We start from the raw sequence: 20,889 nt of genomic DNA, 5'->3' as shown, positions 1-20,889 counted from the left end.
CGAGTGGACAAAGGGCGAATTCTTGTTTCTTGAGACTTGCTGCCGTCCCGGCCTTGAGCCGGGACCTCTGGCCGGTCATGCCCCTAGATCGTGGATCTTCGCCCCGTTGCCTTGAGAACGGCACTTCAGTCGCAGTCGCAGTCGCAGTCGATGGCCTCAGGCTTCCTGCAGTTTCCCGCGTTTCAGGTGCTCGTCCAGCCGCGGCATGATTTCCACGAAATTGCACGGCATGTGGCGGTAGTCGAGCTGCCACTTCAAGATGCCGTCCCAGGCGTCCTTGCAGGCGCCGGGCGAGCCGGGCAGGACGAAGATATAGGTGGCTCCGGCCACACCGCCAGTTGCCCGGGACTGGATGGTGGACGTGCCGATCTTGTCATAGGAAATCCGGTGAAAGACCTCTGAGAACCCGTCCATTTTCTTCTCAAAGAGCGGTTCCATCGCCTCGGGCGTGACGTCCCGGCCGGTAAAACCCGTACCGCCGGTGGAGATGATCACGTCGACGCCGTCCCTTGAAATCCAGTCCTTGGCAATCGCCTGGATCGCGGGCACGTCGTCTTGAACGATCTTGCGGTCGGCCAGTGTGTGCCCTGCCTTTTCCAACCGATCCACCAGCGTGTTTCCGGACCTGTCGTCCTCCGGCTTCCGCGTGTCGGATACGGTCAACACGGCCATGTTCAGCGGAATGAATGGACGGCTTTCATCAAGACGGGACATTTTTGGCTCCTGTTTGACTAGAGACATAGGTGATCGCCCTTCGCGAAACCAGAGGAGATGCGAGCGGTTGGGCCGTCTCAGACTGTGGCGTTGAAATAAAATTACAAAAAATAACAAGAATAAGACACTTGCATTCAAAATAGGTCAGTATTATTGACTTAATTGATCAACGTCACAAGAAACCGAAGGAGCCGAGCATGATGACCTGGGACGCCGTATTGGCGACGCGCGCAAAGCGCATGAGTGCATCTGAAATCCGCGAGCTTCTGAAACTCCTGGACCAACCGGACATCATCTCCTTTGCCGGCGGCATTCCCGACCCGGCGCTGTTTCCGGCGGACGCGTTCCGGACGGCCTATGCGGATGCCCTGAGCGGTGATGGGGCCGCTGCCGGTCTGCAATATTCGGTCAGCGAGGGCAGTTTGCGTCTGCGCCGGTGGCTTGTTGGAGAAATGGCAAAGCTTGGCGTTTCATGCGGCCCGGAAAACATCCTGATCACTTCGGGTTCGCAGCAGGCGCTCGATTTCCTCGGAAAACTGTTTTTGTCTGCAAATGACACTGCCCTGGTTGGCTGGCCGACCTATCTGGGGGCCTTGCAGGCCTTCAATGCCTACGAGCCGAATTACGACCGGCTGGACCCGATGACCAACCGATACTCAGAAGACTACCGAAAAACCGCAGAGGAGCGCGGTGGCAAGGTCAAGTTTGCGTATCTGTCGCCGGACTTTGCCAACCCGACGGGGGAAACGCTCGATGAAGCAGGCCGCCAGCGGTTGCTTGGACTTGCTGACGAGTTGGACTGCGCGGTCATCGAGGATGGCGCGTATCAGAGCCTGCGGTATGACGGCACGCCGGTCCCTGCCGTTCTCGCGCTAGACTGTGCCCGGTCCGGCGGTATTGAAAACACCCGGACGCTCTATTGTGGCAGCTTTTCAAAAACACTGTCTCCCGGTCTGCGGCTTGGCTGGGTTTGTGCTGCAAAAGATGTGATCTCCCGTCTGGTGCTCTTGAAGCAGGCAGGCGATCTGCACTCTTCAAGCCTTAATCAGGAAGCCATGGCGCGCGTTGCCGAAACCGTCTTTGACGCGCAAGTCGACAAGGTGCGCGCTGCCTATCGGGCGCGCCGGGATGCCATGCTGGCCGCCCTTGAAAATCACATGCCGGAAGGGACCCGTTGGACCCGGCCTGAGGGTGGCATGTTCGTCTGGGTCGAGCTGCCGGAAGGCACGGACGCGGCAGGCCTGCTCAAACAAGCCGTCGAAACGGCCAAGATCGCCTTTGTTCCGGGCAAGGCGTTTTTCGCAGATGGAAGCGGTAGCAACACATTAAGACTCAGCTTTTCAGCTACGACGCCAGAAAAGATCAACGAGGGCATTTCCCGTCTTGGTGCCTTGATTTCGAAGACTGTCACACCCGCGCTGTAATAAGGTTCAGAATCAAAAGCAGCAAAGGGACAGCGCAGGATGGATTTGACGGATCAGCTCAACAATTATTGTGAACGCCTCGGTCCGGAGTTCTGGTCGGAACCTGTCAACGCCATAACCAACGCCGCCTTTGTTGTGGCGGCTCTCGCCGCTTATCTCTTGTGGCGGCGAAAGACGCCGGATGATTGGGTCGCGCTGTTTCTGATTTGTGTCGTGCTTGCGACCGGGATCGGGTCGTTTCTGTTCCACACATTCGCGACACGGTGGGCGCTTCTGGCTGATGTCATTCCGATTGTTGTCTTCATCCACGGGTTCTTGCTGTTCGCGCTCCGGCGCTTCCTCAACCTCCATTGGGTGATCAGCGTGTCGATCGTGATCGGCTTTTTCGTGCTCTCACCGATGGTGGGCGAGGTTTGGGCACCGCTGATCGGGTCCTCTGCCGGATACCTGCCCGCACTTCTGGCAATTTTCGTTGTGGGCGGGTTCTTTTATCAGCACGACAAAGCGCTTGCCAAACAAGTGCTTCTCATCGGGATACTGTTTACCGTTTCGCTGACTTTCCGGACGCTAGATGGTCCGGTATGCAGTCAGCTGGCCCTCGGCACGCATTTCCTGTGGCATATTTTGAACGCTGCCGTGCTGTTTGGGCTGTTACGGGTTCTCATTTTGCATCGCGCCGGGTAAAGGTCGAAGACAATTCATGAAATTTCGAAGGTCAGGATCGGATCGCCGGCTTAAACAGACGCACCAGATCAATGACCGAGTGTGGTGGAATTGAAATTTGTCTGATATTTGCACCGAGTACGGGCACAAATTTCAATTCCGGAAACCACACCGGATACAAAATTTGCTAGTCACCTCTATGAACCTGTAGTTCGTTCAGAACACGCTGGAAATTCAGACGAACTACAGTTTCAGGTGACTACGAGAAGCGGTAGGGAGACAAGAACGTCATGAGCGATAATAACAAAACAGAAAGCGACCTGACCGAAGCCGCCCTGTTCTTTCACGAGCATCCAAAGCCCGGCAAGCTGGAAATCCAGGCGACCAAACCGCTCGGCAACCAGCGCGACCTCGCGCTCGCCTATTCGCCGGGCGTCGCAGCACCTTGTCTTGAGATTGCCGAGGATCCGGCAAAGGCGGCCAACTATACCGCCCGCGGCAATCTGGTTGCCGTCATCTCCAACGGCACCGCAGTGCTCGGGCTTGGCAACATCGGGCCGCTCGCCTCAAAGCCGGTGATGGAAGGGAAGGCGGTCCTTTTCAAGAAATTTGCCGGGATAGACGTGTTCGACATCGAGGTCGATCAGCTGGATGTGGACAAGTTCGTTGATGCCGTGGCTGCGCTTGAGCCGACCTTCGGCGGGATCAATCTGGAAGACATCAAGGCGCCGGAATGCTTCATGATCGAAGCCGCCTTGCGCGATCGCATGAACATCCCGGTCTTCCATGACGATCAGCATGGCACCGCAATCATCGCCGGGGCGGCTGTACGCAACGGTCTGCAGCTCGCCGGCAAGAAAATCGAAGACGCCAAGATTGTCGCATCTGGCGCGGGGGCAGCGTCCCTCGCATGCCTGAACATGCTGGTCTCACTCGGTGCCAAGCGCGAAAACATCTGGGTCACCGATATTGAGGGCGTGGTCTACCAGGGGCGCCAAGCTTTGATGGACCAGTGGAAAGCGGTGTTTGCACAAGAGACCGACAAGCGGACACTTGGCGAAGTGATCGACGGCGCGGACGTGTTCCTGGGGTTGTCGGCTTCCGGTGTTTTGAAACCCGACATGGTCGAACGGATGGGCAAGGGCCCGTTGATCCTGGCGCTTGCCAATCCGAACCCTGAAATCATGCCGGAAGACGCCATGGCAGTGCGCGACGATGTCGTCATGTGCACCGGCCGCTCCGACTACCCGAACCAGGTCAACAACGTCCTGTGTTTCCCATATATTTTCCGCGGCGCGCTCGATGTGGGTGCAACCACCATCAACGAGGAAATGAAGCGCGCGGCCGTCGAGGCAATCGCTGGCCTCGCCCAGGAAGAACCATCGGATGTCGCCGCACGCGCCTACGGCGGCAAGACCGAGACCTTTGGCCCGAACTACCTGATCCCGTCGCCGTTCGACCAACGCTTGATCCTGCGGATCGCCCCCGCGGTCGCCAAAGCTGCGATGGACACCGGCGTTGCGACCCGGCCGATCGAGGATTTCGACGCGTACCAGGACCGTCTGAACCGGTTCGTTTTCCGCTCTGGCCTGATCATGAAGCCTATCATCCAGAATGCGGCCAAGGATCCGAAAAAGATCATCTATGCGGAAGGCGAAGACGAACGGGTACTTCGCGCCGCGCAGGTGCTGATTGAAGATGGCATCGCCAAACCGGTTCTGGTCGGCCGTCCGGACGTTCTGACAGCCCGCTGCGAACGGTTCGGTCTGAAGATCCGTCCGGACGTGGATTTTGAGTTTGTGAACCCGCAGGACGATCCGCGCTACCGCGATTATGTCGATGAATATCTGGAGTGTGTCGGCCGCTTGGGTATGCCGCCAACGGCGGCAAGAACGGTGTTGCGGACAAACCAGACGGTCATCTCAGCGATTGCCGTGCGCCGCGGCGAAGTGGACGCCCTGATCTGCGGCCTGGAAGGCCGGTTCACCAAACACATGCGCGATATCCGGCAGGTGATCGGCGTTTGTGAAACGGCGCGCGATCTGTCGGCCATGTCGCTCTTGATCAACAGCCGGGGCGCGATGTTCCTGTCTGATACGTTCGTGACGGAAGATCCGACGGCAGAGGAAATCTCCGAGATGGCGATCCTGGCGGCGCAGGAAATCCGCCGGTTTGGCATTGAGCCGAAGGTCGCGCTGCTCTCCATGTCGAACTTCGGTTCGCGCGACACAGCCTCGTCCCGCAAAATGCGCGAAGCGCTGGAATTGATCTGGGAGCGGCATCCCGAACTGGAGGCAGATGGCGAAATGCACGGGGACTCGGCATTGAGCGTCGCCTTGCGTGAACGTGTCATGCCGAATAGCAAACTGAAGGGTGAGGCAAACCTTCTTCTATTCCCGAACCTGGATTCCGCAAACATTGCGCACAACCTTTTGAAGGTCGCAACGGATGCGCTGCATGTTGGCCCGATCCTGCTAGGGACGGCAAAGCCCGCTCACATCCTGACACCGTCGGTGACGTCCCGGGGCGTCGTCAACATGTCCGCGCTTGCGAGCGTTGAAGCGCAAACAAGGGCTCCAGAACAGACCGCATAACGAAGCTGTCCGGAACACCGCAGCATTTCCGGCCGGTGCGTCCTTGTGACCGCTGGCCGATTTTCCGTGTTTGCGAAACAAGAGCGCATGACCGACATCAAACGCCCCGCAGACTGCCAGACCAAGGCAGACATCCGAACAGCCATCGATGCGCTTGATCAGGATCTCTTGAAGCTCTTTGCGCAGCGCCAAGGCTATGTCCGGCGCATGGCAGAGTTGAAGCAGCACCCTGACGAGGCCTTTGACCACGACCGGATTGAAACAATGGTGGCAGCGCTCAAACACCGTGCCAACGAATTAGGCTTGGAAGCCGATCAGGCCGAGCAGGTCTGGCGGGTTCTGATCGACTGGAATGTCGCCCATGAGAAGCGGACGATCACGGCTCGGGTGGCAAAAAAGTGAGAGCTAAACAGGTCGCTGGTTTAATTGCGGCCGGGTGAGGGAACAATCCGCACCAGCACATTAATCGTCGCACCAGCTCTGTTCCTGCCAAAATCACTCCCTATCTGTAAATCTGGAAATCGCGCCGGCACCAAAGGCCGCGGGATCGGATGGATGGTTTTCGGGAGGGTGATGTGCAACACGCATATTGGCGTCAGGGCTCACGGCATGGATTGTTGAGATACGCGTGGACGGTGTTGGTCGCCGGCATCACGTTCCTTGGCCTTGCGGGCAGCCCCAATCAAAGTGCGCACGCGCAGTCTGCTGTGACCGCTGAAACAGTTGCCTCCGGTTTGTCCCATCCGTGGAGCGTCGCCTTTCTACCGGACGGTGGATACCTGGTCACCGAACGTGACGGTGTTCTGAAAGTCGTTCACGAAGATGGCCGCCAGGATGTTGTTGCCGGTACTCCGGAAGTGTTTGCGCAAGGGCAGGGCGGTCTTTTGGACGTTGTTCTGAGCCCCTCTTTTGATGCGGATCAGACGGTCTATCTCACCTTCTCTCAAGGATCGCCGGAGGGCGCTGGAACATCACTCTTCAAGGCAACGCTCGATGGGTCGAATGGCTCTGGCTACACGCTGGTTGAAGGGGACACGATCTTCGCCGGCAACAACAAGGCCTTTGGCGGACGCCACTTTGGCTCACGTCTGGCGTTTGACGGCGATGGCAACATTTACATGACACTTGGCGATCGCGGGGATGGCCCCCGGTCTCAGGACACATCCGATCACACGGGCTCCGTGCTGCGTCTGACCCCCGATGGCGAACCTGCACCGGGCAATCCTTTCCTCGACAACCCAGCCTACCAACCGGAGATCTGGTCGATCGGCCACCGGAACCCACAAAGCGCGGCCGTTCACCCGGAAACTGGGGCTTTGTGGACCGTAGAGCATGGAGCCAGAGGCGGGGACGAGATCAACATTCCGGAGGCTGGTAAGAACTATGGCTGGCCGGTCATTTCCTATGGCCGCCACTATTCCGGTGGCAAGATCGGTGAGGGAACCGAAAAGGCCGGTATGGAACAGCCGATCTTCTATTGGGATCCGTCGATCGCCCCCTCTGGAATGGCCTTTGTGACCAGCGACAAATACCCCGACTGGTCAGGTGATCTGCTGGTCGGCGCCCTTCGCGGACAGCATTTGGCCAAACTCACCCTGAACGGAGAAGAAGTCGTGTCTCAAGAACAACTGCTGTCGGACTTGCGAGAGCGTATCCGGGACGTGCGCCAGGGGCCGGACGGGTTCATCTATGTGCTGACCGACAGCGATGACGGCAAATTGATCCGGCTGCGCCCGTAGCCGTGACCGCCGATCCATCGCTGTGATCGTTGATTGGAACAAGCAGAAGTTCTTGATTTTTCGTGGGATGCAAGATCCTCTGCTTGACAAAACCATCAGAAAGGCAGATACACCGCACGTCATTGCCGCTGCCGCGTGAGCAGCAAGCACAGGCCCGAGCGGCCGGGAGCAGATGCTCCGATTGAATGTGCCAGGCATGACAGGCTCATGTCCAAATTAGCCGGACATATTCCCAGTACCCAGTTCACGCGGGGGCTGACGGCTTGTGCAGATGGCGATATAGCCTCTGCAGCCGCAACCGCAACAGGACCGCGATCAACAGGCGGTCACGCAGGCGCGACCTCGTCCGCCTGACAAAGGATATTTGATTTGACCAACTTTGAAAGCCTGGGGCTTTCCAGTTCTCTGCTGAGCGCCATCAAAGACAATGGCTATGAGGCTCCGACCCCCATTCAGCAGAAAGCAATCCCGCTTATTCTTGACGGACAGGACCTGATGGGTCTGGCGCAGACCGGGACCGGCAAAACCGCCGCATTCGGACTGCCCCTCATCGAGCGTCTTCTGGCTGAGCCGCGACGGGCGGCACCCAAAGGAACCCGTGCGCTGATCCTGGCTCCGACCCGCGAACTGGTGAACCAGATCGCCAAAAACCTGATTTCCTTCCTCAAGACCACCCCTTTGCGGGTGACCTCGGTGGTTGGCGGTGTGTCCATAAATGGCCAGGTGAAGCGGATGTCGAAGGGGACCGATATTCTGGTGGCAACACCGGGCCGGTTGCTTGACCTTGTCGACCGGAATGCGGTTGACCTTGGTTCAGCGTCCTATCTGGTCCTCGATGAAGCCGATCAGATGCTTGACCTCGGCTTTATCCATGCCCTCCGCAAGATTGCAGGTTTGGTGGCCAAAGATCGCCAGACACTACTCTTTTCTGCCACCATGCCGAAGCAGATCAACGAACTGGCTCAATCCTATCTGACAGACCCAGCGCGGGTGGAAGTCTCTCCGGTCGGCCGTACGGCCGACAAGGTCCGTCAGAAAGTCCATTTCATGGATTCAAAAGCTAAGACCGGTTTCCTGATCGATGTGCTGTCGGACCAGCCGGACGACATGTCGCTGGTGTTCTGCCGGACGAAACACGGCGCCGAACGCCTGATGCGTAAAATGGCGCAGGCGGGCATCGCTGCCGGCTCGATCCATGGCAACAAGAGCCAGAACCAGCGCGAGCGCGCGATTAAGGAACTTCGCTCCGGCGCGATCAAAGTTCTGGTCGCAACGGACGTTGCAGCGCGTGGTATCGACATTCCGGGCGTCAGCCATGTCTACAATTTCGAATTGCCCGAAGTCGCCGAAGCTTATGTGCACCGGATCGGCCGGACTGCCCGCGCAGGCGCGGACGGCGATGCCGTTGCACTCTGTGCTCCGGAAGAGATCGGTCTCTTCCGTCAGATCGAGAAGCTGATCGGCATCGATATTGAGGTCGTCAGTGGTGAAGTGCCGCCGATGTCCGCTGCAAAGGCTGCCAAGCGCGCGAAAAACAACAAGTCCGGTGGCGGTGGCAAGCCACGGTTCCAAAAGGCTGCCGGTGCCGGTGCCGGCGACAACGACAACGGTCGCCGGTTTGCCAAGAACCGTCGCCGTCGCCCTCAGGCGCGCAAGAACGCGGCATAATCCAACATTTGCCAAGTATCAGACGCTGAAAACAAAAGCACCGGGAAGTGGCCTTCCCGGTGCGGTGTCCTGTGGTCGATGGGGTCAGTGCAGTCAAACCGCGCTGAGTAGTCATTTGTCACATCGAGCCAAAAGTGCGAGACCGCCGCGTCCCTCATTTTGCCCTCTGCTCCTGGTCCACAAGACACCATTTCTGCCTTTGCATTTTAACGCTAAGCGAGACTCGGTGTTCGCAGGTGCAAGCCCACTCTAATCTTCTAAGACTTTATTATTATCTTTCCGATGCAAGTGAATTTAGGTTAATCATTTGCAAAGTGCAAATACAACCTAGACTGCGTCAATCGTGGTTTTAGACGTATAAAAATGATAAAAATCAACGTTTTAACCGAGGTGTGCTGCGGAATATTCAGGTTGTGTTGCGTAAGTCCTGAACGAAGTCTCTGCCTGTGTGAAATCCGGAAAACCTTAAACATCAATGAATTGTTCATTGTATTTTCTTTATCTATTACCCCATAAAAAATGATTATATTGTCAAATTTTGCCCCGAGGCTGTGGATTGAAAATCGATAATTCGGCTGAAGATGCTCGCAAAAGCGCCGAATCCTTGAGAATCATGCAGTCCAGGGTTGTGTGGCGTGTTTTGTATCCGGAAGAGTGCGCGCCAGCAACGTTGGGTTTAATGGTAAGTCTATGTATTTGATGGATCTTTTAAGCCATAACTTTTGTTTATGTGTAACCCGCTCTGGTTTTAGGAGCCTCGATCCTCAGCCGGTCTCCAGCACCAGTAAGGACTGATGCCCCGTGTCCGGTCGACGTTGCGTTTCAAGTCTGCACGTCCACTCCAGTCATGTCCGTCCAAAGGATGGGCTTATTTCGGATGGGCCCGATCATACTCCAGGCGGGCTGTTTTAACCTGTTCCATCTGCTCGCTGGACCAAAACACCAAAGGCTTCAAAGTGGCAACCAGGCTTTGGCCGAGTGGCGTGAGTTCGTAGGACACAGCGACCGGCGGGCCTGGATCGACCGTGCGGGTGAGATAGCCGTCCCGCTGCAGTCCGCGCAGATTTTCCGTCAGCACCCGCTGCGTGACATCTCCGATGCAGCGTTTGATCTCGCCAAAACGCATCGGTCCATCTTCCAGCGCCAGAACAATGATCATGCGCCATTTGCCGGTGACATTGGAGAGAACGGATCGGATCGGACAGTTCGAGGCTTCAGCCTTGGTTTCAACACCAATTGGGAGCATGGGATGTCTCGGTATGCATAGGGAACCAGTGACAGATATCAAACTTAGATTATGTGTCAGAATACAAGGCAAAACAACAGGTATCCTGGAGCATACCTTGTGACAAATTAGTGCGTAATTGACTGCTGGTGCAGAATGAATACCTACTATGGCGACGACACAAACAGAGGATTCAAACATGTCGCCGAAGGAATTGGTACTTGCTCTTTTGACCGCAGCTTTCGTGGATCACGATCCAGAGGCTGCCAAACCGTTGTTGGCGCCCGATTACATTCAACACAATCCGGCGATCCCGACCGGCGCGGACGGATTGCTGGGCGCAATCCCTATTGTGAAAGACTCCGGTTTGACCGTCACAACTCACCGTGTGATCTCGGAAGGTGATTATGTCGTCTTGCACAACACCTACGAAAATGCAGATGCCTTTGGGGCGCCGAGCCTAGTCGCTTTTGATGTATTTCGGGTTGAAGATGGTGTTGTTGCCGAGCATTGGGATAATCTCCAGGCGCCGCCCGAGGCAACGGTCTCCGGACGGTCAATGACCGATGGCCCCGTCGAGGTGACCGACCATGACCGCACACAGGAAAACAAGGAACTGGTTGTCGGTTTCGTCCGGGACGTTCTTGGCGGAGCCGCGCCGCAGAACGTAACCCAGTATATGGATCCGGCGGTTTACATGCAGCACAATCCGCTCATCGGCGACGGGCTTAACGGCCTTATGAAGGCCATTGAAGAGTTTGCGGCCCAGGGGCAGGTGATCACGAAGTTTGAGCCGCAAATCGTCGTTGCCGAAGGCAACTTTGTCTTTATTGCCTCTGATGCGGTCATGGGCGGCGAGCCCTGGGCGTTTTTCGATCTGTGGCGAGTCGAGGCAGGTAAGATCGTTGAGCACTGGGACGTCGTGTCCCCGATTCCAGCAGAGATGGCGCACGACAACGGCAAGTTCTGAGCAGCCTCAACACGTTGATCATAAGAAAAAGCCGGGGCGTCCATTTTGACGTCCCGGCTTTCTGGTTTTTTCTGTGAACGAACAGATCACATGTTCGGGTAGTTCGGTCCGCCAGCGCCTTCCGGCACCGTCCACGTGATGTTGCGGTTCGGATCCTTGATGTCGCAGGTCTTGCAGTGCACGCAGTTCTGCGAGTTGATCTGGAAACGCGGTGCGTCTTCGCCTTCTTCCACCCACTCGTAAACGCCGGCCGGGCAATAACGGTTGGAGGGCCCTGCGTAAATATCGTGCTCGGACATCTTCTGCAGTGTCTCGTCAGCGACCTTGAGGTGGATCGGCTGATCTTCCTCATGGTTTGTGTTCGACAGGAAGACCGATGACAACTTATCGAAGGAAATCACCCCATCCGGCTTCGGATAGTCGATCTTCTTGCAATCCTTGGCCGGCTTCAGCGTTTCAGAGTCCCGCTTGCCGTGTTTCATGGTGCCGAAGAAGGAGAAGCCGAACAGTTCGTTGGTCCACATGTCGAGACCTCCGAGGGCAACGCCCAGCACCGTACCGAACTTCGACCAGAGCGGTTTGGCGTTGCGGACCTTCCAAAGATCCTTGCCAATCTCGCTGTCGCGCCACGCCTGATCATAGGCGGCCAGCTCTGTATTGGCCTCGCCGCGGCCGATCGCGGCCATGACTTCTTCTGCCGCCAGCATGCCGGAGAGCATCGCGTTGTGCGATCCCTTGATCCGCGGCACGTTGACGAAGCCCGCGGAGCAGCCCATCAGCAAACCGCCCGGGAAGGACAGTTTCGGCACGGACTGATACCCGCCTTCTGTAATGGCACGCGCGCCGTAGGCCAGGCGCTTGCCGCCTTCGAACGTTTCGCGGACGGCCGGGTGCGTCTTGAAGCGCTGGAACTCGTCGAATGGCGACAGCCACGGGTTTTCGTAGTTCAGGTGCACCACGAAGCCGACAGCGACCTGGTTGTCTTCCAGATGATACAGGAAGGAGCCGCCGCCTGTCTTGCCGTCTAGCGGCCAGCCGAAGGAGTGCTGGACCAGGCCCTGATTGTGCTTTGCCGGGTCAATCTGCCAGAGTTCCTTGATGCCGATACCGAACTTCGGAACATCGCTGTCTTTGTCGAGCTCGAACTTCTCGATCAGTTCTTTGGCAAGAGATCCGCGCGCGCCTTCGCCGATCAGGGTGTATTTGCCGCGCAGCTCCATACCGCGGGTGAACATTGCGTTTGGCTTGCCATCGCGGCCGATGCCCATGTCGCCGGTCGCAACGCCCGTGACATTGCCGCTGTCGTCATAAAGGATCTCGGCTGCAGCAAAGCCTGGATAGATCTCGACGCCGAGCGCTTCCGCCTTTTCCGCAAGCCAACGGCAGACATTGCCAAGCGACACGATGTAATTGCCATGGTTGTTCATGAGCTTTGGCATGAACATGTTCGGCAGGCGCATCGAGCCCGCTGGCCCAAGCACAATGAACTGGTCGTCCGTGACAGGGGTTTTCAGCGGCGTGTCTTCCTCGCGCCACTCCGGCAGCAGCTTGTCGAGGGCAACCGGATCAATCACGGCACCAGACAAGATGTGCGCACCAACCTCGGAGCCTTTCTCCAAGACCACGATGCTAATGTCTTCGCCTTTTTCGTTGGCGATTTGTTTCAAACGGATCGCGGCGGCCAGACCAGCCGGGCCAGCGCCGATGATCACCACATCCACGTCCATGCTTTCGCGTTCGCCGAGCGCGTCCTGTTCGCTCATGAAATGTCTCCCTCCGCAAGGTTCGCAGTGCCGGTTTCGCGCGATTTGCCGTTCAATGACAGGCAATTCGCGACATTTTGCATATGAAAATGCGAAGCCGGTTGCCGAATGCTCCTATTTGGGGCCAGATAGACCAAAGCTCGGCTCGGGCGTCAAGTGCAAAAGTGACGCTTACGTAAACGTAATTATGCCTACCTGTCGATGCGGTGCCTTCCTGTTTCGTTGCGCAACTCTTTACGCAAAGGGTGTGGGAGGATATTTGCGGCTGCGTGGTGCCGCCTTGGCAGGCATGACCTCTTAGCTTAGTTTACCGGTTTATCTGATGACTGCATCTGCGGTCAGTCTCTGGGCGCTCGGCCCCGTTGGAGAGTTCGTTTGCAACACAGCCCGTCTGATATGCGGCATCTGGAAGCCCTGCTGGATTTCTATCTGGCATCAGGCGTTGATGCGTCGCTGGGTGAAGACGTCGTTGATTGGTTCCAGCTCTCCGAAGTTCAGGCAAAATCACGCCAGCAAATTGCCACACCGCAGGCTGCAGCTCAGCCAGTTGCTCCGGGGCAGGGCTCCTCCCAACAAGTTCGGCAGATGCCGCCGCAGCACCAATCCCCCTCTCAGCCCGGACCAGCCCCGGCCGCGCCGATCGTTGGAGCCGGTCCCCGCAGCCCCTCCGATCACGGAGCAATCCCCGATCAGGCGGTCATTTCCATGGCGCGTGAACAAGCCTCCAGCACCGGGTCTCTGGCTGATCTGCGGGCCTGTCTTGAGGCTTTCGACGGCTGCAACTTGAAACGCACGGCCAAGTCACTCGTGTTTGCCGATGGCAACCCGGATGCAAGAGTTATGTTTATTGGTGAGGCGCCGGGCCGCGATGAGGATCTGCAGGGCAAACCCTTCGTTGGTCGGTCGGGTCAGCTGCTTGACCGGATGCTGAAGGCAATTGGCCTCGACAGATCCCAAGTCTATATCGCGAACACCGTCCCCTGGAGGCCGCCGGGAAACCGCACGCCGACACCGCAGGAGACAGAGATCTGCCGCCCGTTCATCCAGCGCCAGATCGAGTTGGTGAACCCGGATGTGGTTGTGTTCCTAGGCGCAGCCTCTGCGAAGACGCTGCTTGGAGTGCAGGACGGTATCCGGAAAATGCGTGGCCGCTGGATGACCTATCCAGTCGCTGGGCGTCAGGTCGCAGCTCTGGCCACGTACCATCCGGCCTACCTGTTGCGCAGCCCGCTTGAGAAGCGGCTGTCCTGGCGCGATTTTCTAAGCGTGAAATCCAAGCTGTCCGAGTTGGGCTGATCGACGAACTGGGGCGGCGCAAGGCACAGATTGCAAGCTGACCGTTCGGTCAATTTGTTCAAGAAAATGCAGCCGCTACTTAAACACAAGCTCAAATATTTGCATTCTGGATAGCAGAGAAAGTTGTGCGGATATGTTGTAAAGGGCTGTAAGACAACGGGAAAACATACTTGTGGGAAGTATTGCACAAAAGTCACTTCAAACACATCCTAGAGTCACCGGTAGAATTAACAATATTTTTGCGCTTTGAGGGCTATGGTCTTTCCCCAACTGGAAGTGGTCTTTAACCGCTGTCAGCTGGAGATTGGATGTGAAGGAAATCTTTGACCGATATTCCGGCGGCTCCAACATCATGGTCTTGGTTCTCGACTTCGAGACCCTTGATTGCGAGGAGGCGATCGCGACAGATATCACCCGATCCGGATGCCGGATCCGGGATACTTCTCACTCGAAAAAAAACAAATTGATCGGTCTGCGCCTGTCCGGTCTGGACAAGATGATCAAGGGCAAGATCCGGGATATCCTGGACGAAGAGGTCCAGGTTTCATTCTTGTTCGAAGACGATACGAAACGGGAAAAGCGCAAGGAAAAGCGCCGCACGGTTTCTATCGCGGCCTCGGTTCTTCCAGGACACGGAATGCCTCCGGTAAGTTGTCAAATCGTGGATGCCAGCCTGTCCGGATGCCGATTTTTTTGCAATCAGCTGGACGAACTGCCGGACACCATTGCTTTGCGGATCCCGGGCATGGATCTGCCTGTTGGCGGCAGCATCGTCTGGCGCGCCAACGGCTACGCAGGTGTTAAAATGAACTGGCAGTTCAGCGGAAAGACCGAGTTTATGGCGGCCAAGACGATCCGGCCGCCAAGCTTGGCCGAAAAAGCCGGTGCCAATGGCAGCCGCAAAAAGACCCTAGTGAAACAGCCTTACATTATCCCGGCCCGATAAACCCGCTGCCTTGTTACGATCGCGCAGTGGTATCTTCCAAACCAGCACCTATATCTCCTGAAACAACAAATTAGTCAGGATTACCTCTTCGTGCTGTCTTCCTTGCGCCGGTTTTTGCCCGGTTTTTTGAAAAATGACGCCCCCATCATTCCAGTCGTGCGCCTGCAGGGGCCTATTGGCATGTCCAGCCCGTTGCGGCCAGGCCTGTCGTTGGCAACCGCAGCCCTGCCTCTGGAGCGCGCCTTTTCCATGAAGAAAGCGCCGGCTGTGGCGCTTATCGTGAATTCTCCCGGGGGCTCGCCGGTGCAATCGCGGCTGATTTTCCAGCGGATCCGGGATCTGGCCAAGGAGAACGAAAAGGACGTTCTGGTTTTTGTTGAGGATGTTGCGGCCAGTGGCGGTTACATGATTGCGCTTGCGGGCGATGAGATCATCGTCGATCCGTCTTCCGTTGTCGGCTCGATTGGCGTTGTCGCGGCCGGCTTCGGCTTCACGGAGTTGATTGGAAAAATCGGTGTTGAACGCCGGGTCTATACGGCGGGCAAGAAGAAAGTCACGCTCGATCCGTTCCAGCCGGAAGTGCCCGAAGACATCGAATACCTAAAAACCCTGCAGCAAGAGATCCATGACACCTTCATCGACATGGTGAAGTCCCGCCGGGCGGATGTCCTGTCGGATGATCCGGACCTTTTCACGGGCAAGTTCTGGACGGGATCGAGCGCGGTCAATCTTGGGCTTGTGGATTCCCTTGGCGATCTGCGCGGTGTCTTGAAAAAGCGTTACGGCGACAAGGCGGAAGCCAAGCTGATTTCGGCACCGCGCGGCCTGTTCGGCCGAAAGGGCGGCGTCGGCGTCAATCTGGAGGCCGGAACTTTGACCGCAGGCCTTGGCAATGAACTGATTTCGGCGGCCGAGGAGCGGCTCATGTGGCAGCGATTTGGTCTTTAAAAAAACGTATTGAGGGTGTGAGCTAGGTCAGCAACAGGGGATATAAGATGACCGAGTTGATTGGGGCCGCTGCATTGGCGGTCGGCGGATATTGGATTGTCCAACGGATCAAGCGCAAGATGGCGGATGTCGAAGCGCAGATCTCCAAGGCTGCGGCAAAGGCCGATCCGGCCGGGCGCGGTGAAAAGCTTGTTCTGGATCCTGTCAGCGGAAAATACCGGCCCCAGAGCTGAAACGGTTTCCAGCGTCGTCTATAAACCTTGATGCGGTGGCTCGACCAAAGGACGCCGTGCGCTATTTTTCCTGACACAAGATATTGAACTCAAAAAGGATTGAGAGCCATGTTGCAGGAGAAGCACGGCGATTTGGACGCTGAAAAACGAAAGAAACTCATCACGCGTTTGCTTGAAGATTTGAGCAGATCGAACCCGGACCTGTACTACCAGCCAACCAGCCAGATCGCACTGCAAATCAAGCAGCAAGTTGATGAAGGCACAAACCTCAACAACGATGACCGCGCACTGCTATCGCCGCTTACACTGCGCGACATAGAAGTGTTGCTGAGCCTGCATTGACGGGCCTGTTGCGGCAACACCCATTCTCGATCTCTAGCCGAAGAGGCCAGACCCCAAGGCTTTCCGGCGTTTCAGCGGTTCAGATTGCACGGCCTTGCGCTGGATGAACTTGAAGTGCCCGAGCGCTTCGCGGATCGTCTCATGGACCGGTTTGCGCTCCAGATAATCCATCAACCGGTAGAGATTGATCGGCTGCTTCTGAATGAGCGCTGACACCTTTTCCAATGCGTCATCAAAGGAATAGGTGTCGATGATCTGGCAGGCCGTTTGCGTGGGCGTGAGGATGTAATAGTCCTGTTCGCGCTTCGGCGTGTAGCGCAGGACATCGAACGGGGATGCCCCAAGCACTTGGGGCTTCGGGATGTAGCAAAACACATCATCGGCCTTGTTGTGCAGGACAGACCCGGAGGTTTGCTTGAATCCGTGGGGTTTGAGCTGCTGAACGGCATGTGTGCGCATGCCCGGGCTCATGATGTCCGCATCCGAGCGGTCGTAGCGCAGGTCGTCGAACACCGAAAAGATGTTCAGCCGGTCATCCACCAGCATCATGTAAACGCTGAGATCCCGCTCCGCGCCAAGGGCTTTTGAAGTCTGTGTTTCCGTGCGTACCGAACTTGCGTCCATGATCTGTCTCCTGTTCTTGGAGAGGTAGGACCGATGGGCCGGCGGGCAACTTGGTTTTTCTGAAGCCGGATTGGAGACTTGGTCCAAGTGTTGTTCAAAGCCAAGTCTGCAGAAGAAGCCACAAGCCCATCAACATCCCGGGAAGCAAGGTGATCAGCATGGCAAAGCCCCGTTTGCTGCTGTCAAAGAGAATGAAGTGCAAGACACGCCCAATGAGAAAAACGGCAACAGCCAACCACAACCACTTTTGTCCAAGCCCAACCATTTCGGATGCTCCCAGAACCAGGATGAAGACCGGTGCATTCTCCATCAGGTTTCCGTGAATCCGGATGCGTTTGAAGAGCGTCGCATCATCGCCGTCGCCTCGAAAGACACCACCGATTTTTTCGCGGCGCAGGCCGATCCAGCCGGTCAGCGGGATGAGTGAAATAGCGAGCAGGCTTGTAAAAGTAATTGTGACGGGCAGCAGGGCTTGGGTCATTGGTTGTCGCCTTTGATTTCCATCGGCGATGCAGGCTCCGTTGATGACAACAAAGCGAGCATCGCCGATCAATTGTTTTCGATTAAAGGGTGGCTTCGATCGAAGCGTCTTACTGATCGAAGGGGCGAGCTGCTTGGTTTCCAACCAGGCTCCAGACGAGCCCGGTGTCTATGTCAGTGGGCTGGTCTTGCAGGCTCACATGTCCATGTCCAAAGCTTCTGCGATCTCAATGGTGCCAGTCCCGCTGAGATGAGGACAACCTTTGGCCAAGGCAATCGCATCTTCCATTGTGTCGGCTTGCAGAACGGTCATGCCGCTCGCTGGATTGGCTCCCCCGTGATCCTCGACACCATCTGGCGTGATCGTTTTCGACGGCCCGACCGGAAGGCCCGGATCAATGACAGCATCAGCGATGGAGGCGCTCCAGGCTTTCCACGCCTGCATGTGATTGACGCCATCCTCCCGGCTCTGGATGTCAGGCTTCCCGTGATAAATCAGCAAAAATTTGGGCATGTTGAACTTTCCTTGTTTCAATCAACGAGAGAACGATTGGCACAAATCAAAATATGATAAAGAACATTTTTAGAGGCGGTGCTAAGTACACCTCGTATCGGAGGAAGCGATGCCCTACAGCGCTGAACATAAGGACAAAACGCGAAAGAAGATTGTGGAGACCGCGCGTGTCTTGTTCAATCGGCATGGCTTCAACGGCGTGTCGATCGACATGGTGATGCAGGAGGCTGGACTGACCCGCGGCGGTTTTTACAATCATTTCAAGAACAAGGAAGAGCTCTTCAGTGAGGCGGTGATGAGCTTTCTGATGGGGCGCGGCGCAGAGTGGCGGGAAGATGCCGGTATCGATGTCACCAACCTGCGGCCCGAAATGGCCCACCAAATGATCAACGCGTATCTGTCGCCGGAACACTTAGATGATCTGGATGGGCAGTGCCCGATGATCGCGTTGCCTTCGGATATTGCGAGAGGTGGGATAGAGGCCCAGCAGTCTTTTCAGACCCTTTTGGAGGCGATGGTCTCTCTGTTTGAGACAAACATGTCCTCCGACGACAGCACCAACAGGCAGTGGGCTCAAGCGATTGCTGCGCTGTGCGTCGGCGGGATGGTTCTTTCCCGCGCGCTACCGGATTCAACGCTTGCAAAGGAAGTTCGCGTTGCTGCGGGCCAATCGGCAAAACGTCTCCTGAGCGAAGGTCAACGTTAGGTGTTTGGAGCAGCGCTTACTCGCCGATTTGGATGTCGTCTCAGAGAAAGTCGGCGCCGAAGCTTTGGCACATCTTGTGTCGTAAATAGTCGGTCGGCTTGGTTTAGTTAGACGGCTAAGTAATGGGTTTTTGGTGCCACGCGCCCTTTGAAGAGGGCGCGTGGCTGACAACTTAGTCGCTCCGGACAAGGCCTGAGTAGTCTCCGCGCAATTGCAGCGTGACCGTGACTGCTGACTTATCGCGGTTCCGCCAGAACCAGCCGTGATCCCCCGCGAACGGGGTTTCAAAGCTTCCTGCGCCCGAGGTTTCGCCGCGGCCCTTTTCATAGGTCACGTTTTCCCCGCCAGCGTGGGCGTGCAGATCAAAGTTGATCCGTCCGCCGTCAGCCATCCAGGCATATGTCAGCGTGGCGCCCTTTTCCATGGTGGCCTTGATCTCGGTGTAGGCACCGGGTTCAAGGGTAAAGGTCACGACGTCTTTCCAGGCGTCTTGCGCCTGGGCGGTGGAAACGAAAAGCCCCAACACGCCGTCGATCAGCGACGATGAGTCCTGGCTGCCATGAAGTTTTTCGTCTTCGGCTGCTTCCTTCGCCAGTTGTTGCTTGATCTCGCCCATCTCGGTGAGGCCGAGCACATTGCCGACACCTGTCGGATCGATGCCGTACTCAGCGGGCAGGTAGACCATCACGCCAATGGCCGCAGCGCCAATGGCGGCAACGACGGACATGCGGCCCAGTTGGCGATTGCTCGGCAGGTCTTCAAGTTTCGGCTGGGGTGCGTTGTACATTGCTGTCTCCGATCATGAGGTGCTGGCGATGTAACCGGCGATTTGCTGGTAGGTCAGCAAGACGCCGAGGAATACCATGATGATGTTGGCGATTGTGGCCTGGCGCATGAAATTCGGGCTTTTGCGCCAGTATCCCATGACGATGAGGATCACAAACAATGCCAGAAGCTGTCCGATCTCGACCCCTACATTGAACGCCAGAAGATTGGCGAGGAGGCCATCCGGGGAGATGTTGTACTCCAGGATTTTGGAGGCCAAACCTGTCCCATGGAACAGGCCGAAGATAAGCGTTGCGGCCTTTGTGTTCGGCTGAAACCCCAAAACTCTTTGAAAGACGCCAAGGTTGTCCAGCGCCTTGTAGACCACGGACAGGCCGATGATTGCATCGATGATGTAGGCGTTGATGCCCCAGCCGTACCAGACACCAAGAAGCATGGTGACGGAGTGACCAAGCGCAAACAGGCTCACATAGATGGCCACATCCTTCATCCGGTAGAGGAAGAAGACGACTCCTAGCAGGAAGAGGATGTGGTCGTATCCCGTGACCATGTGTTTGGCCCCGAGATAGATGAAGGGGATGATGTGAACCCCCCAGATTTCCTGGATGTATCCCGCATCGCCGGGCGTGACATCATGCGCGGCGGCGGTTTGAACGCCAGCGGCGTAGAAGAGAAATGAGAGTGACAGGGCAAAAACAAAGGCGTGAGTCAGCCGTGTCTGCCCATGAATTGAAGTAGGCTTCATAAGGTCCTTCCAAGTGAATAACAGATTTCTGATGAGCCCGAACCGGGCAATCTGTCAGGTCCTTGGAGGGCGCTCCGGGGGAAAAACAAAGGCGGACGTCGCATCGCTGACGGGCAGCCGCCAGGATAACGTGTCAAAGATGTGTGGTGATTTCGGCGCCGGTTTCACAAGCACTGCGGAGTTGTGGTCATGGTCACCCAGGTCGTGCTGGTGGCCGTGCATGGCCCACAACAAATCGAGTTCAAACCCGTGCGAATGCCCGTGGTCCTCAATCATCTCAAGATGATCTTGCACCGTATCGAGATACTTCGGAGTATGAGACGCTGCGGGCACCGTCGTCCAGACGCACAGGCAGAGGCAGAGAAGCCCTGCCAGGAGCCTCTGCCATTCTGAATGTTTGTGGATCCGCATCCAGTTCAAAACAGGTTCCTGTTTACGTCGGGGCTCCAACGACGAATCGCTTGTTATCCGTAGCGCTTCGGATAAGAGCGAAATATGGCCAAACGGCG

General features: G+C 56.6%; 22 protein-coding genes. 13 read left to right on the top strand and 9 right to left on the bottom strand.

From position 1 onward, the window contains the following. Nucleotides 1–156: 156 nt before the first annotated feature. A complete protein-coding gene (gene moaB / locus ACVDG4_RS09910; protein ID WP_306149948.1) occupies nt 157–714 on the bottom strand; it encodes a molybdenum cofactor biosynthesis protein B in 558 nt (185 codons plus the stop codon). A 197-nt stretch (nt 715–911) separates the two neighbouring features. Here moaB and ACVDG4_RS09905 point away from each other — a divergent pair, with 197 nt between their 5' ends. The 6 genes from ACVDG4_RS09905 to ACVDG4_RS09880 all read left to right on the top strand — a co-directional run bounded on the left by ACVDG4_RS09905 (nt 912) and on the right by ACVDG4_RS09880 (nt 8,802). Further along, nucleotides 912–2,138 (top strand): aminotransferase-like domain-containing protein, encoded by a 1,227-nt coding sequence (locus ACVDG4_RS09905; RefSeq protein WP_447234926.1) that lies wholly within the window; start codon nt 912–914, stop codon nt 2,136–2,138. Between the two features lie 39 nt (nt 2,139–2,177). Then, nucleotides 2,178–2,822: a ceramidase domain-containing protein gene (locus ACVDG4_RS09900; RefSeq protein WP_055672031.1), complete on the top strand. Its 645-nt coding sequence runs from the start codon at nt 2,178–2,180 to the stop codon at nt 2,820–2,822. Nucleotides 2,823–3,091: 269 nt separating this feature from the next. After that, nucleotides 3,092–5,395 carry an NADP-dependent malic enzyme gene (locus ACVDG4_RS09895; protein WP_447234925.1) on the top strand — a complete coding sequence of 768 codons (2,304 nt, stop codon included), beginning with the start codon at nt 3,092–3,094 and terminating at the stop codon, nt 5,393–5,395. A gap of 87 nt (nt 5,396–5,482) precedes the next feature. Then, nucleotides 5,483–5,797, top strand: coding sequence for a chorismate mutase (locus ACVDG4_RS09890; RefSeq protein WP_447234924.1), 315 nt, complete (start codon nt 5,483–5,485; stop codon nt 5,795–5,797). A gap of 173 nt (nt 5,798–5,970) precedes the next feature. Beyond that, nucleotides 5,971–7,134 carry a PQQ-dependent sugar dehydrogenase gene (locus tag ACVDG4_RS09885; RefSeq protein ID WP_447234923.1) on the top strand — a complete coding sequence of 388 codons (1,164 nt, stop codon included), beginning with the start codon at nt 5,971–5,973 and terminating at the stop codon, nt 7,132–7,134. A gap of 369 nt (nt 7,135–7,503) precedes the next feature. Further along, nucleotides 7,504–8,802, top strand: a complete 1,299-nt coding sequence (locus tag ACVDG4_RS09880; protein ID WP_447234922.1) for a DEAD/DEAH box helicase — start codon at nt 7,504–7,506, stop codon at nt 8,800–8,802. Between the two features lie 868 nt (nt 8,803–9,670). Here the strand turns inward: ACVDG4_RS09880 and ACVDG4_RS09875 are convergent. Next, nucleotides 9,671–10,048, bottom strand: coding sequence for a winged helix-turn-helix transcriptional regulator (locus tag ACVDG4_RS09875; RefSeq protein ID WP_447234921.1), 378 nt, complete (start codon nt 10,046–10,048; stop codon nt 9,671–9,673). Nucleotides 10,049–10,226: 178 nt separating this feature from the next. On the opposite strand from ACVDG4_RS09875, the gene ACVDG4_RS09870 reads away from it, so the two are divergent. Then, complete coding sequence (locus ACVDG4_RS09870; RefSeq protein WP_447234920.1) at nt 10,227–10,997, top strand: nuclear transport factor 2 family protein; 771 nt, start codon at nt 10,227–10,229, stop codon at nt 10,995–10,997. Nucleotides 10,998–11,083: 86 nt separating this feature from the next. Here ACVDG4_RS09870 and ACVDG4_RS09865 read toward each other — a convergent pair whose 3' ends face one another. After that, nucleotides 11,084–12,760 (bottom strand): electron transfer flavoprotein-ubiquinone oxidoreductase, encoded by a 1,677-nt coding sequence (locus ACVDG4_RS09865; protein WP_447234919.1) that lies wholly within the window; start codon nt 12,758–12,760, stop codon nt 11,084–11,086. A gap of 396 nt (nt 12,761–13,156) precedes the next feature. Here ACVDG4_RS09865 and ACVDG4_RS09860 point away from each other — a divergent pair, with 396 nt between their 5' ends. From ACVDG4_RS09860 to ACVDG4_RS09840, 5 genes are all read left to right on the top strand, one after another. Continuing rightward, the gene (locus tag ACVDG4_RS09860; protein ID WP_447235105.1) at nt 13,157–14,056 is read left to right on the top strand and encodes a uracil-DNA glycosylase; all 900 of its coding nucleotides are present in this window, start codon (nt 13,157–13,159) and stop codon (nt 14,054–14,056) included. Between the two features lie 310 nt (nt 14,057–14,366). Beyond that, nucleotides 14,367–15,002, top strand: a complete 636-nt coding sequence (locus ACVDG4_RS09855) for a PilZ domain-containing protein (protein ID WP_447234918.1) — start codon at nt 14,367–14,369, stop codon at nt 15,000–15,002. 90 nt (nt 15,003–15,092) lie between these two features. Continuing rightward, complete coding sequence (locus ACVDG4_RS09850) at nt 15,093–15,950, top strand: S49 family peptidase (protein ID WP_409689326.1); 858 nt, start codon at nt 15,093–15,095, stop codon at nt 15,948–15,950. 47 nt (nt 15,951–15,997) lie between these two features. Next, nucleotides 15,998–16,183: a hypothetical protein gene (locus ACVDG4_RS09845; protein WP_133948232.1), complete on the top strand. Its 186-nt coding sequence runs from the start codon at nt 15,998–16,000 to the stop codon at nt 16,181–16,183. 108 nt (nt 16,184–16,291) lie between these two features. Next, nucleotides 16,292–16,525, top strand: coding sequence for a hypothetical protein (locus tag ACVDG4_RS09840; protein WP_133948230.1), 234 nt, complete (start codon nt 16,292–16,294; stop codon nt 16,523–16,525). Nucleotides 16,526–16,558: 33 nt separating this feature from the next. Here the strand turns inward: ACVDG4_RS09840 and ACVDG4_RS09835 are convergent, their stop codons facing one another. The 3 genes from ACVDG4_RS09835 to ACVDG4_RS09825 form a co-directional block, all read right to left on the bottom strand. Continuing rightward, nucleotides 16,559–17,149 (bottom strand): hypothetical protein, encoded by a 591-nt coding sequence (locus ACVDG4_RS09835; protein ID WP_447234917.1) that lies wholly within the window; start codon nt 17,147–17,149, stop codon nt 16,559–16,561. Nucleotides 17,150–17,243: 94 nt separating this feature from the next. Continuing rightward, nucleotides 17,244–17,774 carry an MAPEG family protein gene (locus tag ACVDG4_RS09830; protein WP_447234916.1) on the bottom strand — a complete coding sequence of 177 codons (531 nt, stop codon included), beginning with the start codon at nt 17,772–17,774 and terminating at the stop codon, nt 17,244–17,246. A gap of 51 nt (nt 17,775–17,825) precedes the next feature. Further along, nucleotides 17,826–18,143 carry a YciI family protein gene (locus tag ACVDG4_RS09825; RefSeq protein ID WP_209172782.1) on the bottom strand — a complete coding sequence of 106 codons (318 nt, stop codon included), beginning with the start codon at nt 18,141–18,143 and terminating at the stop codon, nt 17,826–17,828. A gap of 109 nt (nt 18,144–18,252) precedes the next feature. Between ACVDG4_RS09825 and ACVDG4_RS09820 the strand changes: the two genes are divergently transcribed. Further along, entirely contained in the window at nt 18,253–18,849 is a 597-nt protein-coding gene (locus ACVDG4_RS09820) for a TetR/AcrR family transcriptional regulator (protein ID WP_447234915.1), read from the top strand. Nucleotides 18,850–19,021: 172 nt separating this feature from the next. On the opposite strand, the gene ACVDG4_RS09815 is transcribed toward ACVDG4_RS09820, so the two are convergent. From ACVDG4_RS09815 to ACVDG4_RS09805, 3 genes are read right to left on the bottom strand one after another with little or no spacing between them, the layout of a single operon-like run. Beyond that, on the bottom strand, nt 19,022–19,636 hold the full coding sequence (locus ACVDG4_RS09815) for a transmembrane anchor protein (RefSeq protein WP_447234914.1): 615 nt from the start codon (nt 19,634–19,636) through the stop codon (nt 19,022–19,024). Between the two features lie 12 nt (nt 19,637–19,648). Continuing rightward, nucleotides 19,649–20,380: a HupE/UreJ family protein gene (locus ACVDG4_RS09810; RefSeq protein ID WP_428527962.1), complete on the bottom strand. Its 732-nt coding sequence runs from the start codon at nt 20,378–20,380 to the stop codon at nt 19,649–19,651. 54 nt (nt 20,381–20,434) lie between these two features. Continuing rightward, the gene (locus ACVDG4_RS09805) at nt 20,435–20,713 is read right to left on the bottom strand and encodes a hypothetical protein (RefSeq protein WP_447234913.1); all 279 of its coding nucleotides are present in this window, start codon (nt 20,711–20,713) and stop codon (nt 20,435–20,437) included. Between the last annotated feature and the right edge of the window lie 176 nt (nt 20,714–20,889).

Source organism: Roseibium sp. MB-4, assembly GCF_053005265.1.
This window is presented reverse-complemented; position numbering and strand designations above follow the sequence as displayed.

Coding starts and splice junctions, on each gene's coding strand:
- moaB (WP_306149948.1), bottom strand. CDS start 714: ATGTCCCGTCTTGATGAAAGCCGTCCATTCATTCCGCTGAACATGGCC.
- ACVDG4_RS09905 (WP_447234926.1), top strand. CDS start 912: ATGATGACCTGGGACGCCGTATTGGCGACGCGCGCAAAGCGCATGAGT.
- ACVDG4_RS09900 (WP_055672031.1), top strand. CDS start 2,178: ATGGATTTGACGGATCAGCTCAACAATTATTGTGAACGCCTCGGTCCG.
- ACVDG4_RS09895 (WP_447234925.1), top strand. CDS start 3,092: ATGAGCGATAATAACAAAACAGAAAGCGACCTGACCGAAGCCGCCCTG.
- ACVDG4_RS09890 (WP_447234924.1), top strand. CDS start 5,483: ATGACCGACATCAAACGCCCCGCAGACTGCCAGACCAAGGCAGACATC.
- ACVDG4_RS09875 (WP_447234921.1), bottom strand. CDS start 10,048: ATGCTCCCAATTGGTGTTGAAACCAAGGCTGAAGCCTCGAACTGTCCG.
- ACVDG4_RS09870 (WP_447234920.1), top strand. CDS start 10,227: ATGTCGCCGAAGGAATTGGTACTTGCTCTTTTGACCGCAGCTTTCGTG.
- ACVDG4_RS09865 (WP_447234919.1), bottom strand. CDS start 12,760: ATGAGCGAACAGGACGCGCTCGGCGAACGCGAAAGCATGGACGTGGAT.
- ACVDG4_RS09860 (WP_447235105.1), top strand. CDS start 13,157: ATGCGGCATCTGGAAGCCCTGCTGGATTTCTATCTGGCATCAGGCGTT.
- ACVDG4_RS09845 (WP_133948232.1), top strand. CDS start 15,998: ATGACCGAGTTGATTGGGGCCGCTGCATTGGCGGTCGGCGGATATTGG.
- ACVDG4_RS09840 (WP_133948230.1), top strand. CDS start 16,292: ATGTTGCAGGAGAAGCACGGCGATTTGGACGCTGAAAAACGAAAGAAA.
- ACVDG4_RS09835 (WP_447234917.1), bottom strand. CDS start 17,149: ATGGACGCAAGTTCGGTACGCACGGAAACACAGACTTCAAAAGCCCTT.
- ACVDG4_RS09825 (WP_209172782.1), bottom strand. CDS start 18,143: ATGCCCAAATTTTTGCTGATTTATCACGGGAAGCCTGACATCCAGAGC.
- ACVDG4_RS09820 (WP_447234915.1), top strand. CDS start 18,253: ATGCCCTACAGCGCTGAACATAAGGACAAAACGCGAAAGAAGATTGTG.
- ACVDG4_RS09815 (WP_447234914.1), bottom strand. CDS start 19,636: ATGTACAACGCACCCCAGCCGAAACTTGAAGACCTGCCGAGCAATCGC.
- ACVDG4_RS09810 (WP_428527962.1), bottom strand. CDS start 20,380: ATGAAGCCTACTTCAATTCATGGGCAGACACGGCTGACTCACGCCTTT.